The organism is Oxalicibacterium solurbis (assembly GCF_014635845.1).
GTDB classification, from domain to species: Bacteria; Pseudomonadota; Gammaproteobacteria; order Burkholderiales; family Burkholderiaceae_D; genus Oxalicibacterium; species Oxalicibacterium solurbis.
In genome coordinates this window covers 19,737-44,617 of sequence record NZ_BMDP01000004.1, presented here as the reverse complement: position 1 = coordinate 44,617, position 24,881 = coordinate 19,737, and the positions used below count along the sequence as shown (strand labels likewise).

Annotated in this window: 25 protein-coding genes; 6 read left to right on the top strand and 19 right to left on the bottom strand. The window is 59.7% G+C overall.

Annotated features, from left to right (window positions below; all coding sequences use genetic code 11):
- The first annotated feature begins 107 nt into the window (after nt 1–107).
- Nucleotides 108–3,005, top strand: coding sequence for a valine--tRNA ligase (locus IEV40_RS13130; protein WP_188422519.1), 2,898 nt, complete (start codon nt 108–110; stop codon nt 3,003–3,005).
- 90 nt (nt 3,006–3,095) lie between these two features.
- On the opposite strand, the gene IEV40_RS13125 is transcribed toward IEV40_RS13130, so the two are convergent.
- On the bottom strand, nt 3,096–3,881 hold the full coding sequence (locus IEV40_RS13125; RefSeq protein ID WP_188422517.1) for an endonuclease/exonuclease/phosphatase family protein: 786 nt from the start codon (nt 3,879–3,881) through the stop codon (nt 3,096–3,098).
- Nucleotides 3,882–4,156: 275 nt separating this feature from the next.
- Here IEV40_RS13125 and IEV40_RS13120 point away from each other — a divergent pair, with 275 nt between their 5' ends.
- The gene (locus IEV40_RS13120; protein WP_188422515.1) at nt 4,157–5,800 is read left to right on the top strand and encodes a methyl-accepting chemotaxis protein; all 1,644 of its coding nucleotides are present in this window, start codon (nt 4,157–4,159) and stop codon (nt 5,798–5,800) included.
- A gap of 72 nt (nt 5,801–5,872) precedes the next feature.
- On the opposite strand, the gene IEV40_RS13115 is transcribed toward IEV40_RS13120, so the two are convergent.
- The 11 genes from IEV40_RS13115 to tyrS form a co-directional block, all read right to left on the bottom strand.
- Nucleotides 5,873–6,715 (bottom strand): 2-keto-4-pentenoate hydratase, encoded by an 843-nt coding sequence (locus IEV40_RS13115; RefSeq protein ID WP_188422513.1) that lies wholly within the window; start codon nt 6,713–6,715, stop codon nt 5,873–5,875.
- Between the two features lie 236 nt (nt 6,716–6,951).
- A complete protein-coding gene (gene ruvB / locus IEV40_RS13110) occupies nt 6,952–8,010 on the bottom strand; it encodes a Holliday junction branch migration DNA helicase RuvB (protein ID WP_188422511.1) in 1,059 nt (352 codons plus the stop codon).
- 63 nt (nt 8,011–8,073) lie between these two features.
- Nucleotides 8,074–8,655 (bottom strand): Holliday junction branch migration protein RuvA, encoded by a 582-nt coding sequence (gene ruvA / locus IEV40_RS13105; RefSeq protein WP_188422508.1) that lies wholly within the window; start codon nt 8,653–8,655, stop codon nt 8,074–8,076.
- Between the two features lie 67 nt (nt 8,656–8,722).
- Nucleotides 8,723–9,265 carry a crossover junction endodeoxyribonuclease RuvC gene (gene ruvC / locus IEV40_RS13100; RefSeq protein ID WP_188422506.1) on the bottom strand — a complete coding sequence of 181 codons (543 nt, stop codon included), beginning with the start codon at nt 9,263–9,265 and terminating at the stop codon, nt 8,723–8,725.
- A gap of 70 nt (nt 9,266–9,335) precedes the next feature.
- Complete coding sequence (gene purH / locus IEV40_RS13095; protein ID WP_188422504.1) at nt 9,336–10,901, bottom strand: bifunctional phosphoribosylaminoimidazolecarboxamide formyltransferase/IMP cyclohydrolase; 1,566 nt, start codon at nt 10,899–10,901, stop codon at nt 9,336–9,338.
- A gap of 135 nt (nt 10,902–11,036) precedes the next feature.
- Nucleotides 11,037–11,270, bottom strand: a complete 234-nt coding sequence (locus tag IEV40_RS13090; RefSeq protein ID WP_188422502.1) for a Fis family transcriptional regulator — start codon at nt 11,268–11,270, stop codon at nt 11,037–11,039.
- 68 nt (nt 11,271–11,338) lie between these two features.
- The gene (gene dusB, locus IEV40_RS13085; protein ID WP_188422501.1) at nt 11,339–12,355 is read right to left on the bottom strand and encodes a tRNA dihydrouridine synthase DusB; all 1,017 of its coding nucleotides are present in this window, start codon (nt 12,353–12,355) and stop codon (nt 11,339–11,341) included.
- 200 nt (nt 12,356–12,555) lie between these two features.
- A complete protein-coding gene (locus tag IEV40_RS13080; RefSeq protein ID WP_188422498.1) occupies nt 12,556–13,206 on the bottom strand; it encodes a histidine phosphatase family protein in 651 nt (216 codons plus the stop codon).
- A complete protein-coding gene (locus IEV40_RS13075; protein WP_188422744.1) occupies nt 13,203–13,859 on the bottom strand; it encodes a YbhB/YbcL family Raf kinase inhibitor-like protein in 657 nt (218 codons plus the stop codon). Before IEV40_RS13075 ends, IEV40_RS13080 begins: the two co-directional genes overlap by 4 nt.
- A gap of 52 nt (nt 13,860–13,911) precedes the next feature.
- Complete coding sequence (dtd, locus tag IEV40_RS13070) at nt 13,912–14,379, bottom strand: D-aminoacyl-tRNA deacylase (RefSeq protein ID WP_188422496.1); 468 nt, start codon at nt 14,377–14,379, stop codon at nt 13,912–13,914.
- Nucleotides 14,380–14,428: 49 nt separating this feature from the next.
- The gene (gene tyrS / locus IEV40_RS13065; protein ID WP_188422494.1) at nt 14,429–15,670 is read right to left on the bottom strand and encodes a tyrosine--tRNA ligase; all 1,242 of its coding nucleotides are present in this window, start codon (nt 15,668–15,670) and stop codon (nt 14,429–14,431) included.
- A gap of 178 nt (nt 15,671–15,848) precedes the next feature.
- On the opposite strand from tyrS, the gene IEV40_RS13060 reads away from it, so the two are divergent.
- A complete protein-coding gene (locus IEV40_RS13060; protein ID WP_188422492.1) occupies nt 15,849–17,213 on the top strand; it encodes a M23 family metallopeptidase in 1,365 nt (454 codons plus the stop codon).
- Nucleotides 17,214–17,303: 90 nt separating this feature from the next.
- On the top strand, nt 17,304–18,458 hold the full coding sequence (locus IEV40_RS13055) for an anhydro-N-acetylmuramic acid kinase (RefSeq protein WP_188422490.1): 1,155 nt from the start codon (nt 17,304–17,306) through the stop codon (nt 18,456–18,458).
- Between the two features lie 89 nt (nt 18,459–18,547).
- Here IEV40_RS13055 and erpA read toward each other — a convergent pair whose 3' ends face one another.
- The 6 genes from erpA to rplM form a co-directional block, all read right to left on the bottom strand.
- Nucleotides 18,548–18,898: an iron-sulfur cluster insertion protein ErpA gene (gene erpA, locus IEV40_RS13050; RefSeq protein ID WP_188422488.1), complete on the bottom strand. Its 351-nt coding sequence runs from the start codon at nt 18,896–18,898 to the stop codon at nt 18,548–18,550.
- Nucleotides 18,899–18,950: 52 nt separating this feature from the next.
- On the bottom strand, nt 18,951–19,358 hold the full coding sequence (locus IEV40_RS13045; RefSeq protein ID WP_188422486.1) for a bactofilin family protein: 408 nt from the start codon (nt 19,356–19,358) through the stop codon (nt 18,951–18,953).
- A 12-nt stretch (nt 19,359–19,370) separates the two neighbouring features.
- A complete protein-coding gene (locus tag IEV40_RS13040) occupies nt 19,371–20,129 on the bottom strand; it encodes a DUF6776 family protein (RefSeq protein WP_188422484.1) in 759 nt (252 codons plus the stop codon).
- An 11-nt stretch (nt 20,130–20,140) separates the two neighbouring features.
- Nucleotides 20,141–21,178, bottom strand: coding sequence for an N-acetyl-gamma-glutamyl-phosphate reductase (argC, locus tag IEV40_RS13035; RefSeq protein WP_188422743.1), 1,038 nt, complete (start codon nt 21,176–21,178; stop codon nt 20,141–20,143).
- 202 nt (nt 21,179–21,380) lie between these two features.
- Entirely contained in the window at nt 21,381–21,773 is a 393-nt protein-coding gene (rpsI, locus tag IEV40_RS13030) for a 30S ribosomal protein S9 (RefSeq protein WP_188422482.1), read from the bottom strand.
- Between the two features lie 9 nt (nt 21,774–21,782).
- Nucleotides 21,783–22,211 carry a 50S ribosomal protein L13 gene (gene rplM / locus IEV40_RS13025; RefSeq protein WP_188422479.1) on the bottom strand — a complete coding sequence of 143 codons (429 nt, stop codon included), beginning with the start codon at nt 22,209–22,211 and terminating at the stop codon, nt 21,783–21,785.
- Between the two features lie 315 nt (nt 22,212–22,526).
- Between rplM and IEV40_RS13020 the strand changes: the two genes are divergently transcribed.
- A complete protein-coding gene (locus IEV40_RS13020; RefSeq protein ID WP_188422477.1) occupies nt 22,527–22,967 on the top strand; it encodes an OsmC family protein in 441 nt (146 codons plus the stop codon).
- 68 nt (nt 22,968–23,035) lie between these two features.
- Here the strand turns inward: IEV40_RS13020 and coq7 are convergent, their stop codons facing one another.
- The gene (coq7, locus tag IEV40_RS13015; protein WP_188422475.1) at nt 23,036–23,662 is read right to left on the bottom strand and encodes a 2-polyprenyl-3-methyl-6-methoxy-1,4-benzoquinone monooxygenase; all 627 of its coding nucleotides are present in this window, start codon (nt 23,660–23,662) and stop codon (nt 23,036–23,038) included.
- Between the two features lie 124 nt (nt 23,663–23,786).
- On the opposite strand from coq7, the gene IEV40_RS13010 reads away from it, so the two are divergent.
- Complete coding sequence (locus tag IEV40_RS13010; RefSeq protein WP_188422474.1) at nt 23,787–24,866, top strand: porin; 1,080 nt, start codon at nt 23,787–23,789, stop codon at nt 24,864–24,866.
- Nucleotides 24,867–24,881 lie beyond the last annotated feature (15 nt).

Sequence of the window (24,881 nt, the reverse complement as noted above, 5' to 3'; positions counted from 1 at the left end):
ATCGCGTGCCAATCTGGCAACATCGGCACGCATGGCAGCCGCTGCCCGCCGGCAGCGCAGCGACCTCTATATAATGACGGGTTTTGCTCCTCCAACCTGCTCAAGCCATGGAATTAGCCAAGTCCTTCGACCCCGCCGACATTGAAACCTTCTGGCGCGCGGAATGGGAAAAGCGCGGATATTTCACCGCGTCCGTCGATCCGGCCAAGCCGTCGTTCGCCATCCAGCTGCCACCGCCGAACGTCACCGGCACGCTGCACATGGGCCACGCCTTCAACCAGACCATCATGGACGGCCTGACGCGCTACTACCGCATGCGCGGCTACAACACCGCATGGATTCCAGGCACCGACCACGCCGGCATCGCGACGCAGATCGTCGTCGAACGCCAGCTCGATGCACAGAAGATTTCGCGCCACGACCTCGGCCGCGAGAAATTTCTGGAGAAGGTCTGGGAGTGGAAGGAAAAATCCGGCTCCACCATCACCGGCCAGATGCGCCGCATCGGCGCCTCCGCCGACTGGAGCCGCGAATACTTCACGATGGACGAACCACGTTCCAAGGTCGTCACCGAAGTCTTCGTGCGTCTGGTCGAACAAGGGCTGATCTATCGCGGCAAGCGCCTCGTGAACTGGGACCCGGTGCTGGGCACGGCAGTATCCGATCTGGAAGTGGTTTCGGAAGAGGAAGACGGTCACATGTGGAACATCCGCTATCCGCTGGCGGACGGTTCCAGCTACAAATTCCCGGTCGCGTTCGATGAAGAAGGCAAGGCGACCGAATGGGAAGAACGCAACTTCATCGTGGTCGCCACCACGCGTCCGGAAACGATGCTGGGCGACGTCGCCGTTGCAATCGATCCGACCGACGAACGCTACCAGGCGCTGGTCGGCAAGCAATTGACGCTGCCGCTGTGCAATCGCACGATCCCGCTGATCGCCGACGAATACGTCGACAAGAATTTCGGCACCGGCTGCGTGAAGATCACACCGGCGCATGACTTCAACGATTACGCCGTCGGCCAACGCCACAGCCTCGACAAGATCAGCATCCTGACGCTGGACGCCAAGATCAACGACAACGCACCTGTCGCCTATCAAGGCATGGATCGCTACGTCGCGCGCAAGCAGATCGTCGCCGACCTCGAAGCGCAAGGCCTGCTGGAATCCGTCAAGCCGCACAAGCTGATGGTGCCGCGCGGCGACCGTACCGGCGTCGTCATCGAACCGATGCTGACGGATCAATGGTTCGTCGCGATGAGCAAGCCCGCGCCTGAAGGAACTTTCAATCCGGGCAAATCGATCGCCGAAGTCGCGCTGGAAAAAGTCGCGAACGGCGAGATCAGGTTCGTGCCGGAAAACTGGACCACCACCTACAACCAGTGGCTGAACAACATCCAGGACTGGTGCATCTCGCGCCAGCTGTGGTGGGGCCATCAGATCCCGGCGTGGTACGACGACCAGGGCAACTACTACGTCGCACACGACGAAGCCGAGGCGAAGACCAAGGCCGCTGCCGCCGGCTACAGCGGCGCGCTGAAGCGCGACGACGACGTGCTCGATACGTGGTTCTCGTCGGCGCTGGTGCCGTTCTCCACGCTCGGCTGGCCGGAAGAAACCCCGGACTTCAACGCCTTCCTGCCGTCGTCGGTGCTGGTCACCGGCTTCGACATCATCTTCTTCTGGGTCGCGCGCATGGTCATGATGACCGCGCACTTCACCGGCAAGGTGCCGTTCAAGACGGTCTACGTGCATGGCCTGGTACGCGATTCCAGCGGCCAGAAGATGTCGAAGTCGAAAGGCAACACGCTGGATCCGATCGATCTGATCGACGGCATCAGCGTCGACGATCTCGCCGCCAAACGCACGGCCGGCCTGATGAATCCGAAGCAGGCAGCCAGCATCGAGAAAGCCACGCGCAAGGAATTCGCCACTGGCATCAATGCGTATGGCACCGACGCACTGCGCTTCACGATGGCGAGCTACGCATCGCTGGGCCGCAACATCAACTTCGACCTCGGCCGCTGCGAAGGCTATCGCAATTTCTGCAACAAGCTATGGAACGCGACGCGCTTCGTGCTGATGAACTGCGAAGGCCACGACTGCGGCTTCCGCGATGCGCCTTGCGGTCCCGGCGACTGTGAACCGGGCGGTTACACCGATTTCTCGCAGGCCGACTTCTGGATCGTGTCGCTGCTGCAGCGCGTGGAAGCCGAAGTCGCTAAAGGCTTTGCCGACTACCGCTTCGACAACATCGCCACGGCAATCTACCAGTTCATCTGGGACGAATACTGCGACTGGTATCTGGAAGTCGCCAAGGTGCAGATCCAGACCGGCACCGAAGCGCAGCAGCGCGCCACGCGCCGTACCTTGCTGCGCGTGCTGGAAACCATCCTGCGTCTTGCGCATCCGATCATCCCGTTCATCACCGAACAACTGTGGCAAACCGTTGCGCCGCTGACCGGCCTGAAACTGAACCCGGCCGGCGACACCATCATGCTGCAGAAGTATCCGGAAGCGCAGCCGGGCAAGATCGACGAAACGGCCGAACAATGGATGGCCGAACTGAAATCGCTGACCGATGCCTGCCGCAACCTGCGCGGCGAGATGCAGCTGTCGCCCGCGCAGCGCGTGCCGCTGATCATGGAAGCAGCGGATGAAACGCACACCGAACGCCTGCAGGGTTTCGCACCTTACCTGCAATCGCTGGCCAAGCTGTCGGAAGTGCAGGTCGTGACTAGACTGCCGGAATCGCCGGCGCCGGTTTCCATCGTCGGCACGACGAAGCTGATGCTGAAGGTCGAGATCGACGTCGCTGCCGAACGCGAACGCCTGACGAAGGAAATCACGCGTCTCGAAGGCGAGATCACCAAGGCCAACACCAAGCTCGCCAACGAAAGCTTCGTCGCGCGCGCGCCGGCGCAAGTGGTTGCACAAGAGAAGGAGCGCGTCGCCAGCTTCTCGGCAACGCTGGAGAAACTGCGCGAACAGTTTTCGAAACTGTAGAACAACTGTAATAACGCATCACCGAAAAAGCGCAGGCCGCAAGCCTGCGCTTTTTTTATGCCTGCTCCGGTAACGCCTGCATGACGGCGTTCAACCGTCGATATGCGCAATCAGCGGCAAATGGTCGGATGCTTTCTTCGCCAATGGCGTCGCATGCACATTGATGCGCAACAGGCGATGGCGCGGGCTGATCCAGATGCGATCCAGCGCAAAGACCGGATAGCGTGACGGGAAAGTGCGGACCGACGGCACTGCATCGAAATGCGTGATCAATCGTCGCAGGCAACGGCCCCAGACGAACCATTCGTTGATATCGCCCATCAGGATCACCGGCATGCGTTCGGTATCGAAGACCTTCAGCAAGCGATCGATCTGATCGCGGCGCTCCGCCGGACGCAAACCCAGGTGCGTGGCGACGATGCGCAGCGGATTGCCGTTGACGTCGATGTCGGCATCGAGCGCACCGCGCGATTCGCGGCTGCCGAACGACAGGTCCAGCCGGCGCGACGCCTTCACCGGATAGCGGCTCAACACCGCATTGCCGTAACGGCTGCGCGGCGTATCGCGCACCGCGCCTTCGACCGCATGAAACCCCGTCGCCTCTTGCAGCAGCGGCAGGATATCGCCGTATCGGCTGCCGCCCAGCGGCACTTCCTGCAGCGCGATCACGTCGGCTTCCATCTCCGTCAGCACGCCGGCAATGCGTTGCGGATCGAAACGTCCGTCGGTGCCGACAGCGCTGTGGATGTTGTAGGTGGCAACCGTCAACGGCCACGGATCGTCGTCGATGACCGGCGGCAGTATGGGTGGCGAGGCCGGCTGCGCTGTCGACTGCAATATCGACTGTGATGCGGAAAGTCCTGCAGGATCGTTCATGTCTCCTCGCCTGTCTCGTTCTATCGATGTCGTGTCATGAAAACGTTAAACATGGCCGTCTTGCTAATGGGATTGCGATTGCGCGGCGAAGGTTCCGGTGCCGTTCCGGCAAGGTCTTGAGTAATCGGCATTGGCGGCCTGAAAACAATGACGCATCCGCGCGACAGACGATGCACATATTTCGCGCAGGCAATCGGCTTTCCCTTAGACTTTCCATGCAGAAACAATCGCTGTTATCCCCTCCCCAGAATCATCATTATTTCGAGAGACCTTTCATGAGCTTCCTGTCGAATGTCAGAATCGGTACCCGTCTCGCCATCAGTTTCATCCTTGTATTGGCGCTTTCCGTCGCCTCCACCGGTTTCGCCCTCTATCAGATGCGACAGAGTGCCGAAGCGACCCGCCTGATGATGGAAAAACCACTGGCCAAGGAACGCATCATCTCCGACTGGTACGTCTTCATCTATTCGGCGATCGCGCGTACCGCAATGATCGCCAAAAGTACCGACGAGACGTTGTCCGATGTCTTTGCCGATGTGATCGCCGACAGCACCAAGCAGGGTTCGGCGCTGCTGAAGCGCCTGGAAGCGCTGCTTTCCACCGACAAGGAACGCCAGTTGCTCGACCAGGTCGTCACGCAACGCAAGATCTACCAGCGTGCGAAGGAAGACATCATGAAAGCGAAGACTTCCGGCGACAAGGCCGAAGCCGAACGCGTCTTCAGCCAGGTCTTCATGCCTGCCGCCAATGCCTACCAGGACAAGGTGAAGGAATTCCTGTCCGTCCAGCGCAAGGAAATCGACAGCATTTCCGCGGACATCGCCGCCGCAAATCAACGCAGCTGGAATCTGATGGTGGCGCTGGGTGTGCTGATGGTGCTGCTGGGTGCAGCCTGCGCCTTCGCGATCACACGCAGCATCACGCATCCGCTGAAGGTAGCGATCAACGTTGCCCGCCGTGCTGCGGATGGCGACCTGACCGCCGATATCGGCAAGCCATCGCGCGATGAACTGGGCGATCTGATGCGTGCGCTGGGTACGATGAACAACGGCCTGAAGAAGATCGTCATCGACGTCAAGTCCGGCACCGATTTCATCAACAACGCATCGGCCGAAATCGCCAGCGGCAATCTCGATCTTTCTTCCCGCACCGAACAGCAGGCTGCATCGCTGGAAGAAACCGCCTCTTCGATGGAAGAGCTGACGTCTACCGTCAAGCAGAATGCCGAGAATGCGCAACAGGCCAATCAGCTGGCCGTCTCCGCTTCCGAAGTCGCCGCACGTGGCGGCGCCGTCGTCAAGGAAATGATTACCACGATGGGGGCGATCGACGGCTCGTCACGCAAGATCATCGACATCATCAGCGTCATCGACGGCATCGCATTCCAGACCAACATTCTTGCCTTGAATGCGGCAGTTGAAGCAGCACGTGCCGGCGAACAGGGGCGCGGCTTCGCGGTCGTCGCCGGCGAGGTGCGCAGTCTCGCACAACGTTCGGCCACGGCTGCAAAGGAAATCAAGACGCTGATCGACGATTCGGTCAACAACGTCGACGCCGGCAGCAAGCTGGTGACCGAAGCCGGCAGGACGATGGACGACGTGGTTGCCAGCATCCGCCATGTGACCGATATCATGAACGAGATCATGGCGGCCAGTCAGGAACAGAGTTCCGGCATCGAGCAGGTCAACACGGCAATCAGCCAGATGGATCAGGTCACGCAGCAGAACGCCGCGCTGGTCGAGGAAGCCGCTGCCGCATCGCAATCGCTGCGCGATCAGGCCGACAGCCTGGCGCAGGTTGTCAGCGTGTTCAGGGTCGATGCACACGGCACGGCGGTGTCCACCACACGCCATGCAGCACTGCCGGACAACAGCGCGTCGGCTGCGCATACCGCCCTCGACTATCGGGCAGCTGCCTGAGAGCGCGTAGCGAAACAAAAAGGGCGACCGGATGGTCGCCCTTTTTTATTCCTGAAAAAATCAGACGGAAGATCAGACAAAGGAAAGCGTCAATCCCGGCAATGCCACACCGGAAAATGCGGTCGACCACGTCTGCCCTGCCTTGATCGGATAGGCATCGGTCAGCGTGCCGGTAGCGATGAGTTCGCCGGCCGCCAGCGACGGAAATTGCGGCTGTGTCTTCAGCATCTGATGCAGATGCCAGACCGCATGCACCGGACTGTCCAGCACATTGCTGCCGAAGCCGGCGCTGTGCAGCGTGGTTTCCTCGCCGTCGCTATATGAAAGCGAAACGCTGACATTGGTCAGAATATCTCCCAGATGGCGGCGCGTGCCGGCCGACAGCATGTGCGGCTCGCCCAGGATCAGCGAACCATGCAGGCCGAATGCGGCCACCGCATCGGCGGCCTCGAATTTCCAGCCGGGAAACGGACAGACCGCCAGTTCGAAACCATGCGTCATCCATTCGATGCAATCTGCAATGTCTTCCACCGTCGCGTTCGCCTTGGGCGCACTGCCGAGCTTGAAGACGATTTCCGGCGCAATGCGCGGCTGCACGGCGCCCTTGAGGCTCTGCAGGCCGTGATTGTTGTCCGAATAACGGACGGTCGCGTCATAGATATAGGCCCAGACCGGCGCATTGATCGGCTCGCGCGCGCCGTAGTTCGACGAGGTCTTGCGGTTGGCGAACGCGATCTTGCGGCCCACCGGCGTTTCGCCTTGCGCAATGCGCAGGTCGGCGATGCGCCTGGCGATGTCGTAACCGTCGTCCACCGACAGTTGCGCATCCCGCGTCAGGCAGGGGATCTGCCTTGCATCTGCACGCGCCGTCAGCAACTGATGCGCATATCGGTTGGCTTGGGTGGACATCAGCATGGCGGGTTCTCGCGGGAATGGGTAATCGATTGTCACCGACGCAACATTTTTGCACAAGCTTGGATTGCGTCAAAGACACATTCGTTCGACGAAATCCTTGTTGCCGATGAAATAAATTGCGGGCGTAATTTCCCGGGCGAGATTGCAGGCAAGGCGCCGGCAGCTCAAGCAAACAGAGCGGCGCCGAAGGCAGCCGCCTGCAATGTCTACGGGAAGAAAGTGCGGGAAGACAGCAGCTATGCGTTGTTCCACAGATCGCCGTTCGGACCGGTCTGCGGCACTACCACGCCGAAATGCTGGTAGGCCACTTGCGTGGCAATACGCCCACGTGGCGTGCGCTGCAGGAAACCCTGCTGGATCAGGTAGGGTTCGAGCACATCCTCGATCGTGTCGCGCTCCTCGCCGATCGCCGCCGCCAGATTGTCGAGACCGACCGGACCGCCATTGAACTTGAACAGCACGGCTTCCAGCAGCTTGCGGTCCATCACGTCGAAGCCGACCGGATCGACGTCCAGCATGACCAGCGCGGCATCGGCCATTTCCTTCGTGATGCGGCCGCTGCCCTTCACTTCCGCGTAGTCGCGCACGCGGCGCAGCAGGCGGTTGGCGATGCGCGGCGTGCCGCGGCTGCGGCGCGCGATCTCGAAGGCGCCGTCGTCGTCGATCGTCGCATTCAATAGCGCGGCGCTACGCGAGACGATCTTCGCCAGTTCGGTCGGCGTGTAGAACTCGAGACGCGCAACAATGCCGAAACGGTCGCGCAACGGATTGGTCAGCATGCCGGCACGCGTGGTCGCGCCGACCAGTGTGAACGGCTGCAGGTCGAGCCGCACCGAACGTGCGGCCGGACCTTCGCCGATCATGATGTCGATCTGGTAATCCTCCAGCGCCGGATACAGGATTTCCTCGACGACCGGCGACAACCGGTGAATTTCGTCGATGAACAGCACGTCGTTGGCTTCGAGATTGGTCAGCAGTGCCGCGAGATCGCCGGCGCGTTCCAGCACCGGACCGGAAGTTTGCCGCAGGTTGACGCCCATCTCACGCGCGATGATGTGCGCCAGCGTGGTCTTGCCCAAACCCGGCGGGCCGAACAATAAGGTATGGTCCAGCGCTTCTCGGCGCTGACGTGCGGCGGCGATGAAGATTTCCAGTTGCCCGCGCGCCTTTTCCTGGCCGACGTATTCGTCGAGCTGTTTGGGACGCAGCGCGCGCTCGATCGCCTCCTCGTTCGGAGACGCGGGCGTGGCCGCAATGATGCGCTGTTCGCTGAAATCGTCGGTCTGGATGCTCATGGCTGCATTGTAGCGCGGCTGGTCTTCGAATCAGTGGCAGCTCAACTACGAATCAGACCTTGATCAAGCCTTGGAGAGCGCCTTCAGCGCCAGCTTGATACCGTCGGATACGCTGCTACCGGCCGGTACCTGCTTCAGCGCCAGCAGGGCTTCCTTGTCGGAATAGCCGAGCGCCAGCAGCGCGTTCAGCACATCGGACGAGGTATCGCTTGCCGCAGCCGCGCCGCCGGTTGCGCCGATATCGGCACCCAGCTTGCCCTTCAACTCCAGCAGCAGGCGCTCGGCGGTCTTCTTGCCAATGCCCGGCACCTTGGTCAGCCGTCCCGCTTCCTGCAGGGTGACTGCTTGCGCCAGATCAGCCACCGACATGCCGGACAGGATGGACAGCGCGGTGCGCGCACCGATGCCGCTGATCTTGATCAGTTCCTTGAAGGTATTGCGCTCCTCGCTCGTGCCGAAACCGAACAGGATGTGCGCATCCTCGCGCACCACCAGATGCGTCAGCAACGCAACCTTTTCGTTGAGACCCGGCAGGTTGTAGAACGTGCTCATCGGCACGTTGACCTCGTAGCCGACACCGTTGCAATCGACCAGCAGTTGCGGCGGATTTTTTTCCAGCAGGATTCCGGAAAGACGACCAATCATTGCGATGACCTTGAATGAAAAACGGGAATGAAAACAGAAATGATAGTGAAGCCGTCCGAAGCAAACATCAGCCGACCAGACGGCCGCCGCGCACGCGCAAGCCTTTCTTCGCCAGTTCCGGCGCCAGTGCACCGAGCGACGACAATGCATCGCCGCTATGCGCATGGCAGATCGCCACACCCAATGCATCGGCAGCATCGGTGCCGGGCAAACCCGGCAGTTGCAGCAATCGTTGCACCATGTCCTGCACCTGTGCCTTCTGTGCCTTGCCATGACCGGCGACAGCCTGCTTGACCTGCAGCGCCGTGTATTCAGCCACCAGCAGATCCGCATTGACCAGCGCACAGATCGCCGCACCGCGCGCCTGCCCCAGCAGCAGCGTCGATTGCGGGTTGACGTTGACGAAGACTTTCTCGATGGCCGCACAATCCGGCCGATACGTTGCGATGATTTCGGCGACGCCACCGAGGATGGTCTTCAGCCGTTGCGGCAGATCCGCCTCGGCGGTCTTGATCGTGCCCGACGCGATGTAGCTGAGCTTGTTGCCCTGCTTGTGGATCACGCCGAAACCCGTGGTACGCAGACCGGGATCGATGCCGAGGATTTTCATGGAAGCACAAATGAAAAGGAGAACGCCCACATCATAGCGGACGCTCTCCTGTTCGGGTAATTTGCAACGATCAGTGGCGGAAGTGGCGCGTGCCGGTCAGCACCATCACGATGCCATGTTCATCAGCCGCGTCGACGACTTCCTGGTCGCGCATCGAGCCGCCCGGATGGATGACCGCGGTCGCACCTGCTTCGACGACAACGTCGAGACCGTCACGAAACGGGAAGAAAGCATCCGACGCCACCGCCGTGCCGACCAGCGACAGGCCGGCATTCATCGCCTTGATCGATGCGATGCGCGCCGAATCGATGCGGCTCATCTGGCCGGCACCGACGCCCATCGTCATGCCGTCCTTGCAGAACACGATGGCATTCGACTTGACGAACTTGGCGACGCGCCACGCGAACATCAGTTCCTGCAGTTGCTGTGGCGTCGGCTGTTTCTTCGTCACCACTTTCAGTTCGGCCAGCGCGACGTTTTTCGCATCCGGCGACTGCACCAGCAGGCCGCCGCCGACACGCTTCAGGTCATAGCGGTTGACCGCATCGCCCAACGGGATTTCCAGCAGGCGCACGTTCTGCTTGCCGGAAAATACTTTCTTCGCCTGCTCGCTGAACGACGGCGCGATCAGCACTTCGACGAACTGCTTGGCGACCGCTTCCGCTGCATTGCCGTCAAGTTCACGATTGAACGCGATGATGCCGCCGAAGGCTGACGTCGGATCGGTCTGCAATGCCTTGCTGTAGGCCTCCAGCGGTGTCATGCCGATGGCGACACCGCACGGATTCGCATGCTTGATGATGACGCAGGCTGCTTCGTCGAATGTCTTCACGCATTCCCACGCAGCATCGGCATCGGCAATGTTGTTGTACGACAGTTCCTTGCCCTGCAACTGCGTGTAATTGGCCAGCGCACCTGCCTGCGGATTGGTTTCACGGTAGAAGGCGGCCGACTGATGCGGATTCTCGCCGTAACGCATTTCCTGCACCTTGTCGAAATGCAGGTTCAGCGTAGCCGGATAAGAACTGCGCGTCGCGTGCTGCTTGTCGCTGCCGAGCGACGTGAAATAGTTGGTGATCGCGCCATCGTATTGCGCGGTGTGCGCAAACACTTTCTTCGCCAATGCAAACTTGGTTTCGAACGTCACTTCGCCGTTATGCGCCTTCATTTCGGCCAGCACCTGCGCATAATCGGTCGGATCGCAGATGACGGTGACGTCCTTGTGATTCTTTGCCGACGAACGCAGCATCGCCGGGCCGCCGATGTCGATATTCTCGATCGCGTCCTCCAGCGAGCAGTGCTCGCGTGCAATCGTCTGCTGGAACGGATACAGGTTGACAACCACCATGTCGATCGTCGGGATGCCGTGCTGCTGCAACGCGGCGACGTGCTCCGGAAAATCGCGGCGCGCCAGGATGCCGCCATGCACCTTCGGATGCAGCGTCTTCACGCGGCCATCCAGCATTTCCGGGAAGCCCGTGTAATCGGCCACTTCGGTGACCTGGATACCGTTTTCAGCCAGCAGTTTCGCAGTGCCGCCGGTGGACAGGATATGCACGCCCATGCCCGACAGCGCACGTGCGAAATCCAGCACACCTGTCTTGTCGGAAACAGAAATGAGAGCTTGTTTGATCATGATGAATGTCGGATTGATGAATAACGCAAGAGCACTGGCGGAAGAATGTCATGAACATGTCATGCACATTGCGCACGCCACCGGAATTCTTGCGTTATTCGCCTTCCCCGGAGCGTGCGCGGGAAGGCGGATTGGTTACAGCAGATCGTGTTCCTGCAGTTTCTTGCGCAACGTGTTGCGATTGATGCCCAGCATTTCCGCCGCATGCGACTGGTTGCCGTCGGCGCGCGCCATCACTGCCTCGAGAATCGGGCGCTCGACGGTGAAGATCACCATGTCGTAGACGTTCGACGGCTTCTGTTCGCCCAGATCCCTGAAATATTTCTCAAGGCTTTTTCTGACGACGTCCTGGATATTGTCTTTGCTCATTTGATCGTTGCTCGCACTTCTTTGCTGGCCGCAGGGCCGGAATGGAATGTCTTCAGCTTGCCCTGCAGTCAGGCGGCCAGCTTTTCTTCAGCAGGCCGATATTGTAACCGCTCACCCTGTGCCGCCTGCAATTCGAAGAAGGCGTCGACCGCGTCCAGCTGCGCCGCGCAATCCTCGATGCGGTTCATCTGCTGGCGGAATACTTCGCCGCCTTCCAGGTCGCGCACATACCAGCCGATATGCTTGCGCGCGGTACGCACGCCGAGATAATCGCCATAGAACGCGTAATGCGCGCGCAGATGCTCGTGCATCAGCATCTTCACTTCCGTTATTTGCGGCGAAGGCAGATGCGCACCGGTGCGCAGGTAATGGTCGATCTCGCGGAATATCCACGGACGGCCCTGCGCCGCGCGACCGATCATCACGGCATCGGCGCCGGTCTGTTGCAATACGTACTGCGCCTTTTCCGGCGTCGTGATGTCGCCGTTGGCAACGACGGGAATCGACACGGCAGCCTTCACCGCTGCAATCGTCTCGTATTCCGCCTCGCCGCTGTAGCCGTCGGCACGCGTGCGGCCATGCAGCGTCAGCATCGCGATGCCGCTCTGCTCGGCGATGCGCGCAATCTGCAGCGCATTCTTGTGTGCGCGATCCCAGCCGGTGCGGAATTTCAGCGTGACCGGCACGTCGACCGCAGCGACGACTGCTTCCAGAATCTGCGCCACCAGCGCCTCGTGCTGTAGCAGCGCCGAACCGCACCAGGCATTGCAGACCTTCTTGACCGGGCAGCCCATGTTGATGTCGATGATCTGCGCGCCGCGCGCAACGTTGAATTTTGCGCACTCGGCCAGCATCGTCGGATCGGCGCCGGCGATCTGTACCGCCTTCGGTTCCATCTCGCCTTCGTGGTTGATGCGACGCGCGGATTTTTCCGATGCCCACAGGCGCGGATTCGATGCTGCCATTTCCGACACCGCATATCCGGCGCCAAGCTGCTTGCACAACTGGCGGAAAGGCCTATCCGTCACCCCTGCCATCGGAGCGACGAAGACATTGTTCGCCAGGGAATACGGACCGATCTTCACGTGCGCTGCTATCTCGGAAGGATTGGGGAAAAGCGGCTATTTTAGCCGCATCCGTTCGCACTGCCGAGTCGTGTTGCGTAAAAAATAGGCAAACGTTGCCTGCACGGCAATGCTTTGTCGCCAATTGCCGAATTGGCGGCGCCTGTTTCTTCGGTTTACTGCTTTGCTTGCTTGTTATTTACGGGTACTGATGGGGAAAGCTATTGCAGATGGTCGATCTCGTCGAGCGACGCATTGGCCAGATGCGAAACGTCTGCCCATTTGATGATGCGAAAATCGCGGCCATCCCAGCTGACACGATTGATGCTGGCGTTCAGCACATCGAAATCGCGCGGCAGTTCGCTTGCCATGCCGGTCGCGCGACGATAGACGGCATCCAGCACGCCGCCGTGGGTGACGAGCACGATGCGCTTGCGGCCGGGATGATTCGCCAGACGTTCGATGCAATCCAGTGTGCGCTGCATGAATTCGCGCAACGTTTCCGCATGGAATTCGCCGCTCGGATAGCGGGCATCGACATCACGCCGTTGCCAGGCAGCGTAGTCATCCGGATAACGTGCATTGATCTCGGGATGAACCAGCCCTTCAAAAGCGCCGAAGCAGCGCTCGCGCAATCCTTTTTCCAGCAGCACATCCATGCCGCGCGGCACGGCGATCGCCTGCGCCGTATGCAACGCGCGCTGCAGATCGCTGGAATAGATGGCATCGATCGGCTCGTCGAGCAGACAGCGGCCCAGTGCCAGCGCCTGACGCAATCCTTCGCGATTGAGCGTGATATCGCGATGGCCTTGCAGGCGCTTCTCGACATTCCACTCGGTCTCGCCGTGGCGGATCAGCAGCAGTTCGATCACGCTTTTTTTCCCGTTGCAGGTACGGAAGGGTTCAATGAATACCAGCCGGTCAGCGATGCCTCGGCCAGCACGTGGCCGGCGATGGCTGCGCGTGCCTGAACACCGTTGAAGCGGCCATGCACCGGCAGCGAAGCGATATCCAGCGCATACAACGTGAACGTATAGCGATGCGCGATCGCATCATTCCACGGCGGGCACGGACCGTCGTAGCCGAAGTAGTCGCCGGACATATCCTTGTCCTGCGAGAACCAGCCGGTGTAGTCGTTGATGCCGTGACGTGCGTCGGGAATCGACGAATCCGCGATGGCCGGACCAGCCTTGCCGCGCGGCGTGACGCCATCGGAAAATGTGCCGGCAGCGATCGCATTCACGTTCGATGGAATATCGACCAGCGTCCAGTGGAAAAAGTCGACGCGCGGCAGATCGGCCGGCACGGTCTTGCCTTCCTGATTGACGTCGTCGCCGCGCGACGGCACGTCGGGGTCATGCACGATCAATGCATAGGATTGAACGCCGGCCGGCGCATCGCTCCATGCCAGGTGCGGATTGCGGTTGGATGACATGGCGACATGTGCTGCCGGATCGATGACGCAGAAGGCGAATTCGCCGGGAATCGCCTCGCCGTCCTTGAAAGAGTCACTCCACAGTTTCATCATGTCCTCGTCGTTCGGTGTTGGCGCATTGTAGCGGGATTGCGGCAAACGATCAGCCGGGGCGAACTTCGCCCGGCCGGATCTGCAGCCAGAATGTCACCGGTCCGTCGTTGGTCAGCGAGACCTGCATGTCGGCGCCGAAACGGCCTGTCGCGACCAGTGCATGCGTATGTGTCTCGCGCGCCAGCTGGACGAAACGGTCGAACAACGCACATGCTTCGTCCGGCGGCGCAGCCGGCGTGAACGAAGGACGTGTGCCGGAACGCGTATCGGCCGCCAGCGTGAACTGCGGCACCAGCAGCAGGCCGCCGCCGATGTCGGCGATGCTGCGGTTCATCCTGCCTGCATCGTCGGCGAAGACGCGATACGACAACAGTTTCTTCAGCAGCGCGGCCGCTTCCCTTTCGGTATCGCCGCGCTCGGCGCAAAGCAGCACCATCAAACCCGCGCCAATCTTGCCGACGGCTTCGCCGCCGACATCGACGCGTGCCTGCGTTACCCGCTGCAGCAGCGCAATCATGTTCTGACAGGCACAATCAAAACGACGTTATACCGGCGCCACACCAGCGTCATGCCAGCGTGACGCGCGCAAACTTGCGCTTGCCGACCTGCACCACGCAAGTGCCGGTTTCCACTTTCAAGGCCTTGTCGCTGATGACGGCGCCGTCGATGCGCACGCCGCCCTGCTCGACCATGCGCAGCGCTTCCGATGTCGATGCGCACAGATTGGCCTGCTTCAGCAACTGGCCGATGCCGAGCGGCGCGCCGGATAAGGCGACTTCCGGAATGTCGTCCGGAATGCCGCCCTTGGAGCGATTGACGAAATCGTCCAGCGCACCATCAGCCGCCTGTGCCGAATGGAAACGCGCGACGATTTCCTTCGCCAGCAGCACCTTGATGTCGCGCGGATTGCGACCGCCTTCGATCTCGCTGCGAAACTGTGCGATCTCGTTCAGCGAACGGAACGACAGCAATTCGTAATAGCGCCACATCATCACATCGGAAATGCTCATCACCTTGGCGAACATCGTGTTGGCCGGTTCCGTGATGCCGATGTAATTGCCTTTCGACTTCGACATCTTCTCGACGCCATCCAGGCCTTCCAGCAGCGGCATCGTCAGGATGCACTGCTGCTCCTGGCCGTAGCTCTTCTGCAATTCACGGCCGACCAGCAGGTTGAACTTCTGGTCAGTGCCACCGAGCTCCAGATCGGATTTCAGCGCAACCGAGTCATAGCCCTGCATCAGCGGGTACAGGAATTCGTGCAGCGAGATCGGCGTGTTCGAATGGAAACGTTTGGTGAAATCCTCGCGCTCGAGGATGCGCGCCACCGTGTACTTGGCGGCCAGCTCGATCATGCCGCGCGCGCCCAGCGGATCGCACCATTCGGAGTTGTAGCGAATCTCGGTGCGCTGCGGATCGAGTACCAGGCTTGCCTGCGCGAAATAGGTCTTCGCGTTCTCCTCGATTTGCTCTCTGGTCAACGGCGGTCGCGTGGCATTGCGGCCCGACGGATCGCCGATCATCGACGTGAAGTCGCCGATCAGGAAAATCACCTGATGCCCCAGATCCTGCAACTGGCGCAGCTTGTTGAGAACGACCGTGTGTCCCAGGTGCAAATCCGGTGCGGTCGGGTCCAGGCCGAGCTTGATGCGCAACGGCTTGCCGCTCTGCTCGGAGCGCGCCAGTTTCTGCGCGAACTCGGATTCGATCAGCAGCTCCTCGACGCCGCGTTTCGCGACTGCCAGGGCCTCCTGCACGGAATCAGAAAGCGGAAGTGCAGCTGCACTGGAGGAAGATGAAACGTCCATGTCGAGAAAAATTGTAAGAAAAAGAGAAAAAGCGGGGAAAAAGGGATGTAGGAAAAGCAGAAGCCGGTACAATGCCCGTTTATTTAAATCTGCAAAATCCTTTATTTAACCTTGCCGTCCCGAATCTGATAAAAGCAACAAGATAGAAACCGACAAGCGGCTGATTTTAACTTATTGCATGTTGACATTGAACAGATTCCTGAGCGCCGCCTCAGCAGGAAAGAAGCTACTTCTCGGTTCATCGCGTAAAACCCGCATCGTTTCCGCCTCTGCATTGCTCCTGGCCCTGTGTGCCTTCGGCGCAGCCGGCGTCGCCCCGATGGCGCCCGATGCGGACGATCTGCCGATCAAGTCCATCACGCGCGAATTGCAGCTTCCGCAACTGTCCGAACAGATCGCGACACTGGACGAAAGCAGCCAGCACTACATCAACGAAGAGCGCGTGCGCTACGGCGATACGCTGGGCACGCTGCTCGATCGCCTCGGCGTCGACGACAACGATGCCGTCAGCTTCATCAAATCCGATCCTACCGCCCGCAACCTGCTGAGCCTGAAGGCCGGCAAGCGCGTGCAGGCTCAGACCGACCAGAATGGCGAACTGACCCGCCTCAGCAGCACGGTCATGGACAGCCGCGACGGCACGGTGCGCAACATCGTCATCACGCGCGACGGCGACAAGTTCTCCTCGACCGACACGCCGGGCGTGCTGGAACGCCGCGTCGAAATGCGTACCGGCACCATTCGCTCGTCGCTGTTCGCCGCCACCGACGCTGCGCAGATTCCCGACAACGTCGCCATGCAGATCGTCGACATGTTTTCGACCGACATCGACTTCGGCTCCGACCTGCGCCGCGGCGACCGCTTCAATGTCGTCTACGAAACATTCTGGATGAACGGCCAATTCGCCTATTCCGGCCGCGTGCTGGCCGGCGAATTCATGAACGGCCCGTCGACCTATCAGGCGGTCTGGTTCGATGAACCGGGCAAGAGCGGCGGCTATTACAGCTTCGACGGCAAATCACTGAAGAAAGCCTTCCTCAAGTCGCCGCTGCAATTCACGCGTATTTCATCGGGCTTTTCGATGCGCCGCCACCCGATTTCCGGGAAGTGGAAAGCCCACAAGGGCGTGGACTTCGCCGCAGCCACCGGCACGCCGATCCGCGCCTCCGGCGATGGCACGATCACCTTCGTCGGCCAGCAACGCGGCTACGGCAACGTGATCATGATCAAGCACTGGTCCAACTATTCGACCGTCTACGGCCACATGAGCCGTTTTGCGAAAGGCATGCACAAGGGCATGAAAGTTTCGCAGGGCGATCTGATCGGTTATGTCGGCATGACCGGCTGGGCAACCGGTCCGCATTTGCACTATGAATTCCGTGTCAACAACGTGCCGCGCGATCCGCTGAAGATCAACATCCCGAATGCACAGCCGCTGGTCGCATCGCAGATGCAGCGCTTCCGCGCCGTCGCATCGGACATGTCGCATCGCTTCGCACTGCTGACGCCGAAAAACGAAAACGTGCAGCTGGCCGCAAAGTAATTCTTTCCGCTGCCGCGATCGATGCGGTGGCCGCCAACCGTTCGTCTGGTGTAGAGTGACTGCTCTTCCATCGCACGAACGGTTTTTTTCATGTCTTTTTTCCCGCAACAAAACGATACGGGCAACGTGTCGCTCTACATCGGCCTGATGTCGGGTACCAGCCTTGACGGCGTCGACGGCGCACTCGCCGCATTCAGTGAAGACGGCACGCTGCGCGATACGCTCGCCAGTGCACATATTTCTTTTCCCGACGATCTGCGCGCCGAACTGATGGCCCTGCAGGAAAGCGGCGTCGACGAAATCCATCGCGAGGCACTGGCCGCCAATCGGCTCGTCGAACATTACGCCGAATGCGTCGCGGCACTGCTGCAGCAATCGCAAACCTCGATGCAGCAGGTCACCGCCATCGGCGTGCACGGGCAGACGATCCGCCATCGCCCCGATGCCGGCTATACGCGGCAGACCAACAATCCTGCGCTGCTGGCCGAACTGACCGGCATCGACGTGATCGCCGATTTCCGCAGCCGCGACATCGCCGCGCACGGGCAAGGTGCGCCGCTGGCGCCGGGCTTCCATTACGCGATGTTTTCCAGCCGCGACGAAGATCGCGTCGTCGTCAATATCGGCGGCATCGCCAACATCAGCGTACTGCCAAGCCGCTTCAACGTACCGGCCATCGGTTTCGACACCGGCCCCGGCAACGTGCTGCTGGATGCCTGGATCGCACAGCACAACGGGCAACCGTACGACGCCGGCGGCGAATGGGCGAAGACCGGCAAGGTCAATCCCGAACTGCTGGCAACATTACGCGACGAAGCGTTTCTGTCCGCTCCACCGCCCAAGAGCACTGGCCGCGACCTGTTTCATCCTGCCTGGCTGGCAGAGAAACTCGAGGCTTTCCCCGGCATCGCCAGCGCCGACGTACAGGCGACGCTGACCGTGTTCACCGCCACCACGATCGCCGATGCGATCAAACAGCATGCGCCGGACACCAAAGCCGTCTACGTGTGCGGCGGCGGCGCCTACAACACCTATCTGATGACGCTGATCTATTTCTCGTTGAAGCTGCACCGGCCGGACATCGTCGTCGAATCGACGGACGCGCTCGGCATTCCGCCCAACCAGATAGAGGCACTGGCTTTCGCCTGGCTGGCGCAACGCTTCGATGCACGCGAACCGGGCAACATGCCGGCCGTGACCGGCGCGGAAGGTTTGCGCGTGCTGGGCGCGCTGTATCCTGCCTGAACCTGCCCGAACGATAGTCGACGCAAACGTCGACGCACAAACAAAAAGCGCAGCCGAAGCTGCGCTTTTTTATTGGAACGAAAAACCGGTCAGGCGGAGAACGACGAACCGCAACCGCAAGTTGTCGTCGCGTTCGGATTCTTGATCACGAACTGTGCACCTTCCAGATCGTCCTTGTAGTCGATCTCGGCGCCAACCAGATACTGGTAGCTCATCGAATCGATCAGCAACTGGACGCCGTTCTTCGTCATCATCGTATCGTCTTCATTGACGATTTCATCGAACGTGAAGCCGTACTGGAAGCCCGAGCATCCGCCCCCCTGCACGAAAACGCGCAGCTTCAGATCCGGATTGCCTTCTTCCTCGATCAGTTCGGCCACCTTGGCCGCAGCGCTGTCGCTGAAGTTGATCGGGGCTGGCATTTCTGCGATTGCATTCATTTCATACTCCTGCTGGAATTCGTTACTTCCCATTATAGACGCTGCCCGGATTTCACGTATTGCTGGCTGCCAGCGCGGGAACGGTCGCCAGTTTCAGCAACGGCTCATCCGAGGCTTCATGCGTCAATTTGCCGGAAACCACTGCACCGCCGTGCATTTCCAGCGCCTTGTAGTACACATCACCCGTTATGCGGGCTTTCGGCTGCAATTCAAGCAGTTCGGACGAGACAACCGGACCGATGATTTCGCCGTTGACCAGCAGATGCGCGACGCGCACCTCGCCTTCCACCTTGGCATGTTCGGAAATGACCAGCATGCTCGTTTCGTCCGCATCGGCGATCACATCGCCTTTCACATGCCCGTCGATCCGCAAACCGCCCTTGAAATGCACGTTTCCGGAAATCTTCGTTTCGGCGCCAATCAGGCTATCGATCGTACTTTTGGTTTTACGGCCAAACATGATGACGCTCCTTTACAGATTTTCGGATTGCTGCGCGCGTACGGCGCCTTTTTCAAGAACCTTTACCTGAACTGACTTGACGGTCGCGCCCTCTGGAATGTCGAGCACACCTTCGACGCGTTGATAATGCTTGAACGACAGCTTGTAGGATGCTGCCACCTCCGGTTTCGGGAGGGTCATCATAGCATTTTTGCCGTTCTGGAACAGCGTCAGAACAAGCTGGTAATTGCCGACGAAATCGTTGACTGTCGTTCTGCCGCCTTGCATTAACAACAAGCGGTAGCGCAATTGCCTCGGATCCACTTTTTCCACCCTGAAACTGCGGATGGCCACACCGTGCGCACCAGCCGGCAACAATCCCTCAAAGAAAGACAAGTCATCCTTCAGCTTGCCGTTCTCGTCCTGCAGCGACTTGATCTGCTCGGTCAGTTGTGCCTGGAAGGCATGCTCGATGTTCAAGCGGCTTTCCGCCGCATTCACCGTCGCCTGATAACGATCACGCTCAGTGGTTACCTGCTGCAACTGCTCGCGCAATGATGTTAATTGCGCCTTGGTCGCGCCCGGATTGAAGCCGGTGAAATTGCGGCCGGTATCGTAGGCCCACATCGCAATCGCACCGCCCAGCCCGACCACGATGGCGATGAACACGGCACGCAGCGGCCATGGCAGATGATTCCTGATCGTCATCCGCGGTGCGGCGACCGACCAGCGCTGCAGCCACCGCTTGCGCTGCAGCGACTTGAATACCGGCTTGGGCTGCTTGCGGGCCATCAGTTCGGGCCTTACGGCAGCACCGGCACGTGCATCAGACCGGTCGTCTCGTCCAGTCCGAACATCAGGTTCATGCACTGCACCGCCTGGCCGGATGCGCCCTTGACCAGATTGTCCTGCACCACCAGCACGACGACAGTATCGCCGTTATCCGGACGATGCAGCGCAATGCGCAGCATGTTGGAGGCGCGCGTCGAACGCGTTTCCGGATGCGAGCCGAACGGCATCACATCGACGAATGGTTCGTTCGCATACATGTCTTCGTACAGCTTTTGCAGGCCGGCATTGTCGACCTCCGTCGTCAAACGCGCATACAAGGTCGAGTGCATGCCGCGGATCATCGGCGTCAGGTGCGGCGTGAAGATCAGGCCGACCTTGCCCTTGGCCATATCCGACAGGCGCTCCAGCGTTTCCGGCAAATGGCGATGGCCGGAAACACCATAGGCCTTGAAGTTGTCGCCGGCTTCGGAAAACAGCGTCGCCACTTCGGCCTTGCGGCCGGCGCCGGATACGCCCGATTTGCAATCGGCAATCAGATGCGTCGCATCGATCACGCCAGCCTTCAGCAGCGGTGCGAAACCGAGTTGCATCGTGGTTGGGTAGCAACCGGGATTACCGACGATGCGCGCCTTTTTGATCGCCTCGCGATTCAGTTCGACCAGACCGTAAGCGGCCTCCTTCAGCAGGTCCGGACAGCCGTGCGGCATCTTGTACCACTTCTCGAAGGCATCGATGTCCTGCAGGCGAAAGTCGGCGGCCAGATCGATCACCTTGACGCCGGCAGCCAACAGTTCGCGTGCTTGTGCCATCGCCACACCATGCGGCGTGGCGAAGAACACCACATCGCATTCCGTCAGTTTGGCATTGTCCGGCGATGAAAAAGCGAGGTTCACGCGACCGCGCAACGACGGAAACATGTCCGCCACCGGCATGCCGTCTTCCTTGCGCGACGTAATCGCCGTCAATTGCACTTGCGGATGCGTGGAGAGAATCCGCAGCAGTTCCACGCCCGTATAACCCGTACCGCCAACAATGCCAACCTTGATCATGTTCTTTCCCACTAATAAAGACACGTATCGCCTTGCCGTATGCCATTGCATACGCTACTACATACGCGTTTCCACATTCTAACAGCCGAACTTTTCAGGATGTTTCCATCCGTCAAAATCCGGTTTGAAAGATAAAAAAGCCGCCAGGCGCGAACCTGGCGGCTTTTCGATATTGCAGAAACTGAGTTTCGATAGACGCAGATTAACGCTTGGAGAACTGCTTGGCGCGGCGTGCTTTGCGCAGACCGACCTTTTTACGTTCCACTTCACGTGCATCGCGGGTCACGAAGCCTGCTTTCGACAGTTCCGGCTTCAGCGTGGCATCGTAATCGATCAGTGCACGGGTGATGCCGTGACGGACCGCACCTGCCTGGCCCGATTCACCGCCGCCGTGGACGTTGACCATGATGTCGAAGCGTTCGGTGTTGTTCGTCAGTTCCAGCGGCTGACGGATGACCATCAGGCCGGTTTCGCGCGAGAAGTACTCGGCGGCCGGCTTGCCGTTGACGACGATCTGGCCGGAGCCCGATTTGATGAAGACGCGAGCCACTGCACTCTTGCGACGGCCGGTTCCGTAATTGTAGTTACCGATCATGTCTGTTCCTTACAGTTCGAGTGCTTTAGGCTGTTGCGCGGCGTGCGGATGCGTGCCGTCTGCATAGACCTTGAGCTTTTTGATCATCGCGTAGCCGAGCGGGCCTTTAGGCAGCATGCCTTTAACCGCTTTTTCCAGCGCGCGTCCCGGAAAACGCTGTTGCATTTTCAGGAAGTTCGTTTCGTAGATACCGCCCGGGTAACCGCTGTGGCGATAGTAGGTTTTGTCGGTGGCCTTGGTGCCGGTCACGCGCAGCTTGCCTGCATTGATCACGACGATGAAATCGCCCGTGTCGACGTGAGGAGTAAATTCCGGTTTGTGCTTGCCGCGCAGTCGGCGTGCCACTTCGCTGGCAACACGTCCGAGGACTTTGTCCGTCGCGTCAATCACGAACCAATCGCGCTGGACTTCATGTCCTTTAGCGGAAAAAGTTTTCATGATGACTTCCTAGTTGAATTGACTTGCTCAAAATGGCGGTTACGTGAAGTGAAACAGCAAACCACGTACGCATCCTTGTTGTATCTCTTCCTGAGCAAATGGAAGAACCGCAAATTATAGACTTTTCAAGGACTTGGCGTCAAACATCCCTTCAAAGACGCGCCATGACGGCGCTGATCCGTGACATTCCGGCGACACTCGCGAAGCCGTTTCGCTCGCCCTTGTCGATCAGGCAATTCGAATCGGCATACGAACCACGGCGTCAGCCATTACAATGTCAGCACTTTTGATTGGCAACTTGACGAGAATTCAACAATGGAATGCACAGTACGCTGGACCGGCCTGTCCGGCATGACCTTTCTGGCTGAAACCGGCTCCGGCCACGTCGTCGCAATGGACGGCGCCCCTGAAGGCGGCGGACGCAACCTCGCGCCGCGCCCGATGGAAGTCGTCCTGCTGGGAACCGGCGGCTGTACCGCCTACGACGTCGTCGTCATCCTGCGCAAGAGCGGCCAGGATGTGCGCGGCTGCGAAGTTTCGCTGAAATCGGAACGTGCTGAAACCGACCCAAAGGTTTTCACCAAGGTGCATTTCCACTTCACCGTTACCGGTCGCAACCTGCGGCCGAACGTTGTCGAACGCGCCATCAAATTGTCGCACGACAAATACTGCTCGGCCTCGATCATGCTGGCCAAGACGGCTGAACTCACGCACTCGTACGAAATCGTCGACGATCTGACTCCCGCCGCTGCCTAATAATAAAAGCCTGACAAAGAAAAGCCCGGCACCAAGGCCGGGCTTTTGCATTCCAGCGTTGCAGACGGCTATAGGTAATAGGCTGTCGTCGTCATGACCTTCGCCATCGCACGCATCGATTGCCGCACCAATGGCGGCACCGGCTGGGCGCCCATCGACTGTGCGGTCGCACCATGCGTTGCCTCGTCCACACTCATCTGCGCCACGATCGCCAGCGACTTCATGTCCTTCGCCGGCAGGCTGCCCATGTGCTTGTTGAGGTGCGCCTCGACCTGACGTTCTGTTTCGACGACGAAACCCAGGCTGCGCGGATCGCCAAGCGCCGCGGCAACCGAACCTAGCGCGTAGGAACCGGCATACCAGAGCGGATTCAGCAGACTGGGACGCGAACCGAGTTCGCGCAAGCGCTGCGCCGTCCATGCCAGATGGTCTTCTTCCTCATGGCCGGCTTCAATGAATTTCGCGCGCACGGCATCGTTGCGCGCGAACCTTGCCTGCGCCTGATACAGCGCCTGCGCGCAGACCTCGCCAACATGGTTGACACGCATCAGTCCCGCACTATGCCGCCGGTCCTTTGCATCCATTTCACTCTCCGCCAGATTTGCAGCCGGCGACGGACGCCGCGCAGCAGAGACTGCCGCCATCGTGCGTAACGCCGAATCGAATTCGGTGATCAATCGATCAAGAAAATACATGGTGCCTTCCTAACTTTTCCAAATTTAACAGTCATGTTGCCGTTAGGCATGGATAATGCGCCGCATAACAATTATTCGACAGCGCCGCCTCACTACCGCAGGCCGCACGCCGCTTCTCCCATCGATGAAAATCACGCGCATCGCCCTTGCCCTGTCCGGCATGTTCTGCCTGAACGCCCACGCTCAGTCTTCCGTCGAGTTTTACGGCACGATCGATGTCGGCATTCGCAGCCTGACGCACGCCAACGCCGATGGCGATCGTCTCGTCAAGATGAGTTCGAATGGCGAGTTTTTCAACAATCGCATCGGTATCAAGGGCAACGAGGTCTTGGGCAACGGGCTGAACGCACACTTCCAGTTCGAAAGCGGCTGGAACGGCGGTACCGGCGAACTCGACAACACGCAAGGCCGGCTCTTCAACCGCTACTCGCTGGTCGGCCTGAACGGCGATTTCGGCAAACTGGAATTCGGCCGCATCCCATCGCTGTCGTGCAAGATCATCAGCTTCTACGATCCCTTCGAATATCACTACGTCCACACGATTCCGCTGGCGGGATTTTCTGCCGGCGATAGCGAACGCAACTTCCCCGGCTATCCGTTCGGAACGATGATCGGCACCCGTTTCAGCAACGATGTCCAGTATATAGGCACTTCCGGCGGCCTGACCTACGGCGCCGAATATGCATTTGGCGAAAAGAATGGCGCAACGAAGGACGGCTCCGCCTATGCCGTCGCGGCCGGCTATGCGAACGAGCGCTTCACGATCGGCGGCGCTTATACACGGCAACGACCGAATGTTTCCGCCGTCAGCACCACCATTTTTCGCGACCAGAGCCAGGTTACTTTCGGCGGCTCATGGCGTTTCGGCTCGGTCCGCGTGGCTGGCGGCTATATGCGCACCAGCAGCGACGATGCCGCATCACTGTCCGGCCATCAGGCGAAAAACACCTGGATCGGCGCCAGCCATAACTTCACTCCGCGCGTCAGCGTCACGGTCGGCTATTACCGGACAACCTTCGAAACCAACGGCAACGAGCTGGCGCGCCGGAATTTTTCCATTATTGGGGCGACCTACGCACTCTCGACCCGGACAAATCTGTATGCCGCCATCGACAACGCCGCATTGAGTGGCCTTGCCACGTTGACAAGCAAAGGCCAAACCAGCCAGACAGGTATCTCGCTCGGCATCAATCATGTGTTCTAAATGCATGACATGTCA

Bases quoted from the DNA above. Each gene is read 5' to 3' on its own strand.
- IEV40_RS13115 (WP_188422513.1), bottom strand. From the start codon at position 6,715: ATGCTGATGTCCACCCAAGCCAACCGATATGCGCATCAGTTGCTGACG.
- IEV40_RS13060 (WP_188422492.1), top strand. From the start codon at position 15,849: ATGTTGACATTGAACAGATTCCTGAGCGCCGCCTCAGCAGGAAAGAAG.
- IEV40_RS13130 (WP_188422519.1), top strand. From the start codon at position 108: ATGGAATTAGCCAAGTCCTTCGACCCCGCCGACATTGAAACCTTCTGG.
- IEV40_RS13055 (WP_188422490.1), top strand. From the start codon at position 17,304: ATGTCTTTTTTCCCGCAACAAAACGATACGGGCAACGTGTCGCTCTAC.
- erpA (WP_188422488.1), bottom strand. From the start codon at position 18,898: ATGAATGCAATCGCAGAAATGCCAGCCCCGATCAACTTCAGCGACAGC.
- rplM (WP_188422479.1), bottom strand. From the start codon at position 22,211: ATGAAAACTTTTTCCGCTAAAGGACATGAAGTCCAGCGCGATTGGTTC.
- IEV40_RS13090 (WP_188422502.1), bottom strand. From the start codon at position 11,270: ATGAGCAAAGACAATATCCAGGACGTCGTCAGAAAAAGCCTTGAGAAA.
- IEV40_RS13120 (WP_188422515.1), top strand. From the start codon at position 4,157: ATGAGCTTCCTGTCGAATGTCAGAATCGGTACCCGTCTCGCCATCAGT.
- ruvA (WP_188422508.1), bottom strand. From the start codon at position 8,655: ATGATTGGTCGTCTTTCCGGAATCCTGCTGGAAAAAAATCCGCCGCAA.
- dtd (WP_188422496.1), bottom strand. From the start codon at position 14,379: ATGATTGCGCTGCTGCAGCGGGTAACGCAGGCACGCGTCGATGTCGGC.
- IEV40_RS13040 (WP_188422484.1), bottom strand. From the start codon at position 20,129: ATGGCCCGCAAGCAGCCCAAGCCGGTATTCAAGTCGCTGCAGCGCAAG.
- coq7 (WP_188422475.1), bottom strand. From the start codon at position 23,662: ATGTATTTTCTTGATCGATTGATCACCGAATTCGATTCGGCGTTACGC.
- argC (WP_188422743.1), bottom strand. From the start codon at position 21,178: ATGATCAAGGTTGGCATTGTTGGCGGTACGGGTTATACGGGCGTGGAA.
- IEV40_RS13075 (WP_188422744.1), bottom strand. From the start codon at position 13,859: ATGAAACTGTGGAGTGACTCTTTCAAGGACGGCGAGGCGATTCCCGGC.
- tyrS (WP_188422494.1), bottom strand. From the start codon at position 15,670: ATGGACGTTTCATCTTCCTCCAGTGCAGCTGCACTTCCGCTTTCTGAT.
- rpsI (WP_188422482.1), bottom strand. From the start codon at position 21,773: ATGATCGGTAACTACAATTACGGAACCGGCCGTCGCAAGAGTGCAGTG.
- ruvC (WP_188422506.1), bottom strand. From the start codon at position 9,265: ATGAAAATCCTCGGCATCGATCCCGGTCTGCGTACCACGGGTTTCGGC.
- IEV40_RS13125 (WP_188422517.1), bottom strand. From the start codon at position 3,881: ATGAACGATCCTGCAGGACTTTCCGCATCACAGTCGATATTGCAGTCG.
- IEV40_RS13010 (WP_188422474.1), top strand. From the start codon at position 23,787: ATGAAAATCACGCGCATCGCCCTTGCCCTGTCCGGCATGTTCTGCCTG.
- IEV40_RS13020 (WP_188422477.1), top strand. From the start codon at position 22,527: ATGGAATGCACAGTACGCTGGACCGGCCTGTCCGGCATGACCTTTCTG.
- purH (WP_188422504.1), bottom strand. From the start codon at position 10,901: ATGATCAAACAAGCTCTCATTTCTGTTTCCGACAAGACAGGTGTGCTG.
- ruvB (WP_188422511.1), bottom strand. From the start codon at position 8,010: ATGAGCATCCAGACCGACGATTTCAGCGAACAGCGCATCATTGCGGCC.
- IEV40_RS13045 (WP_188422486.1), bottom strand. From the start codon at position 19,358: ATGTTTGGCCGTAAAACCAAAAGTACGATCGATAGCCTGATTGGCGCC.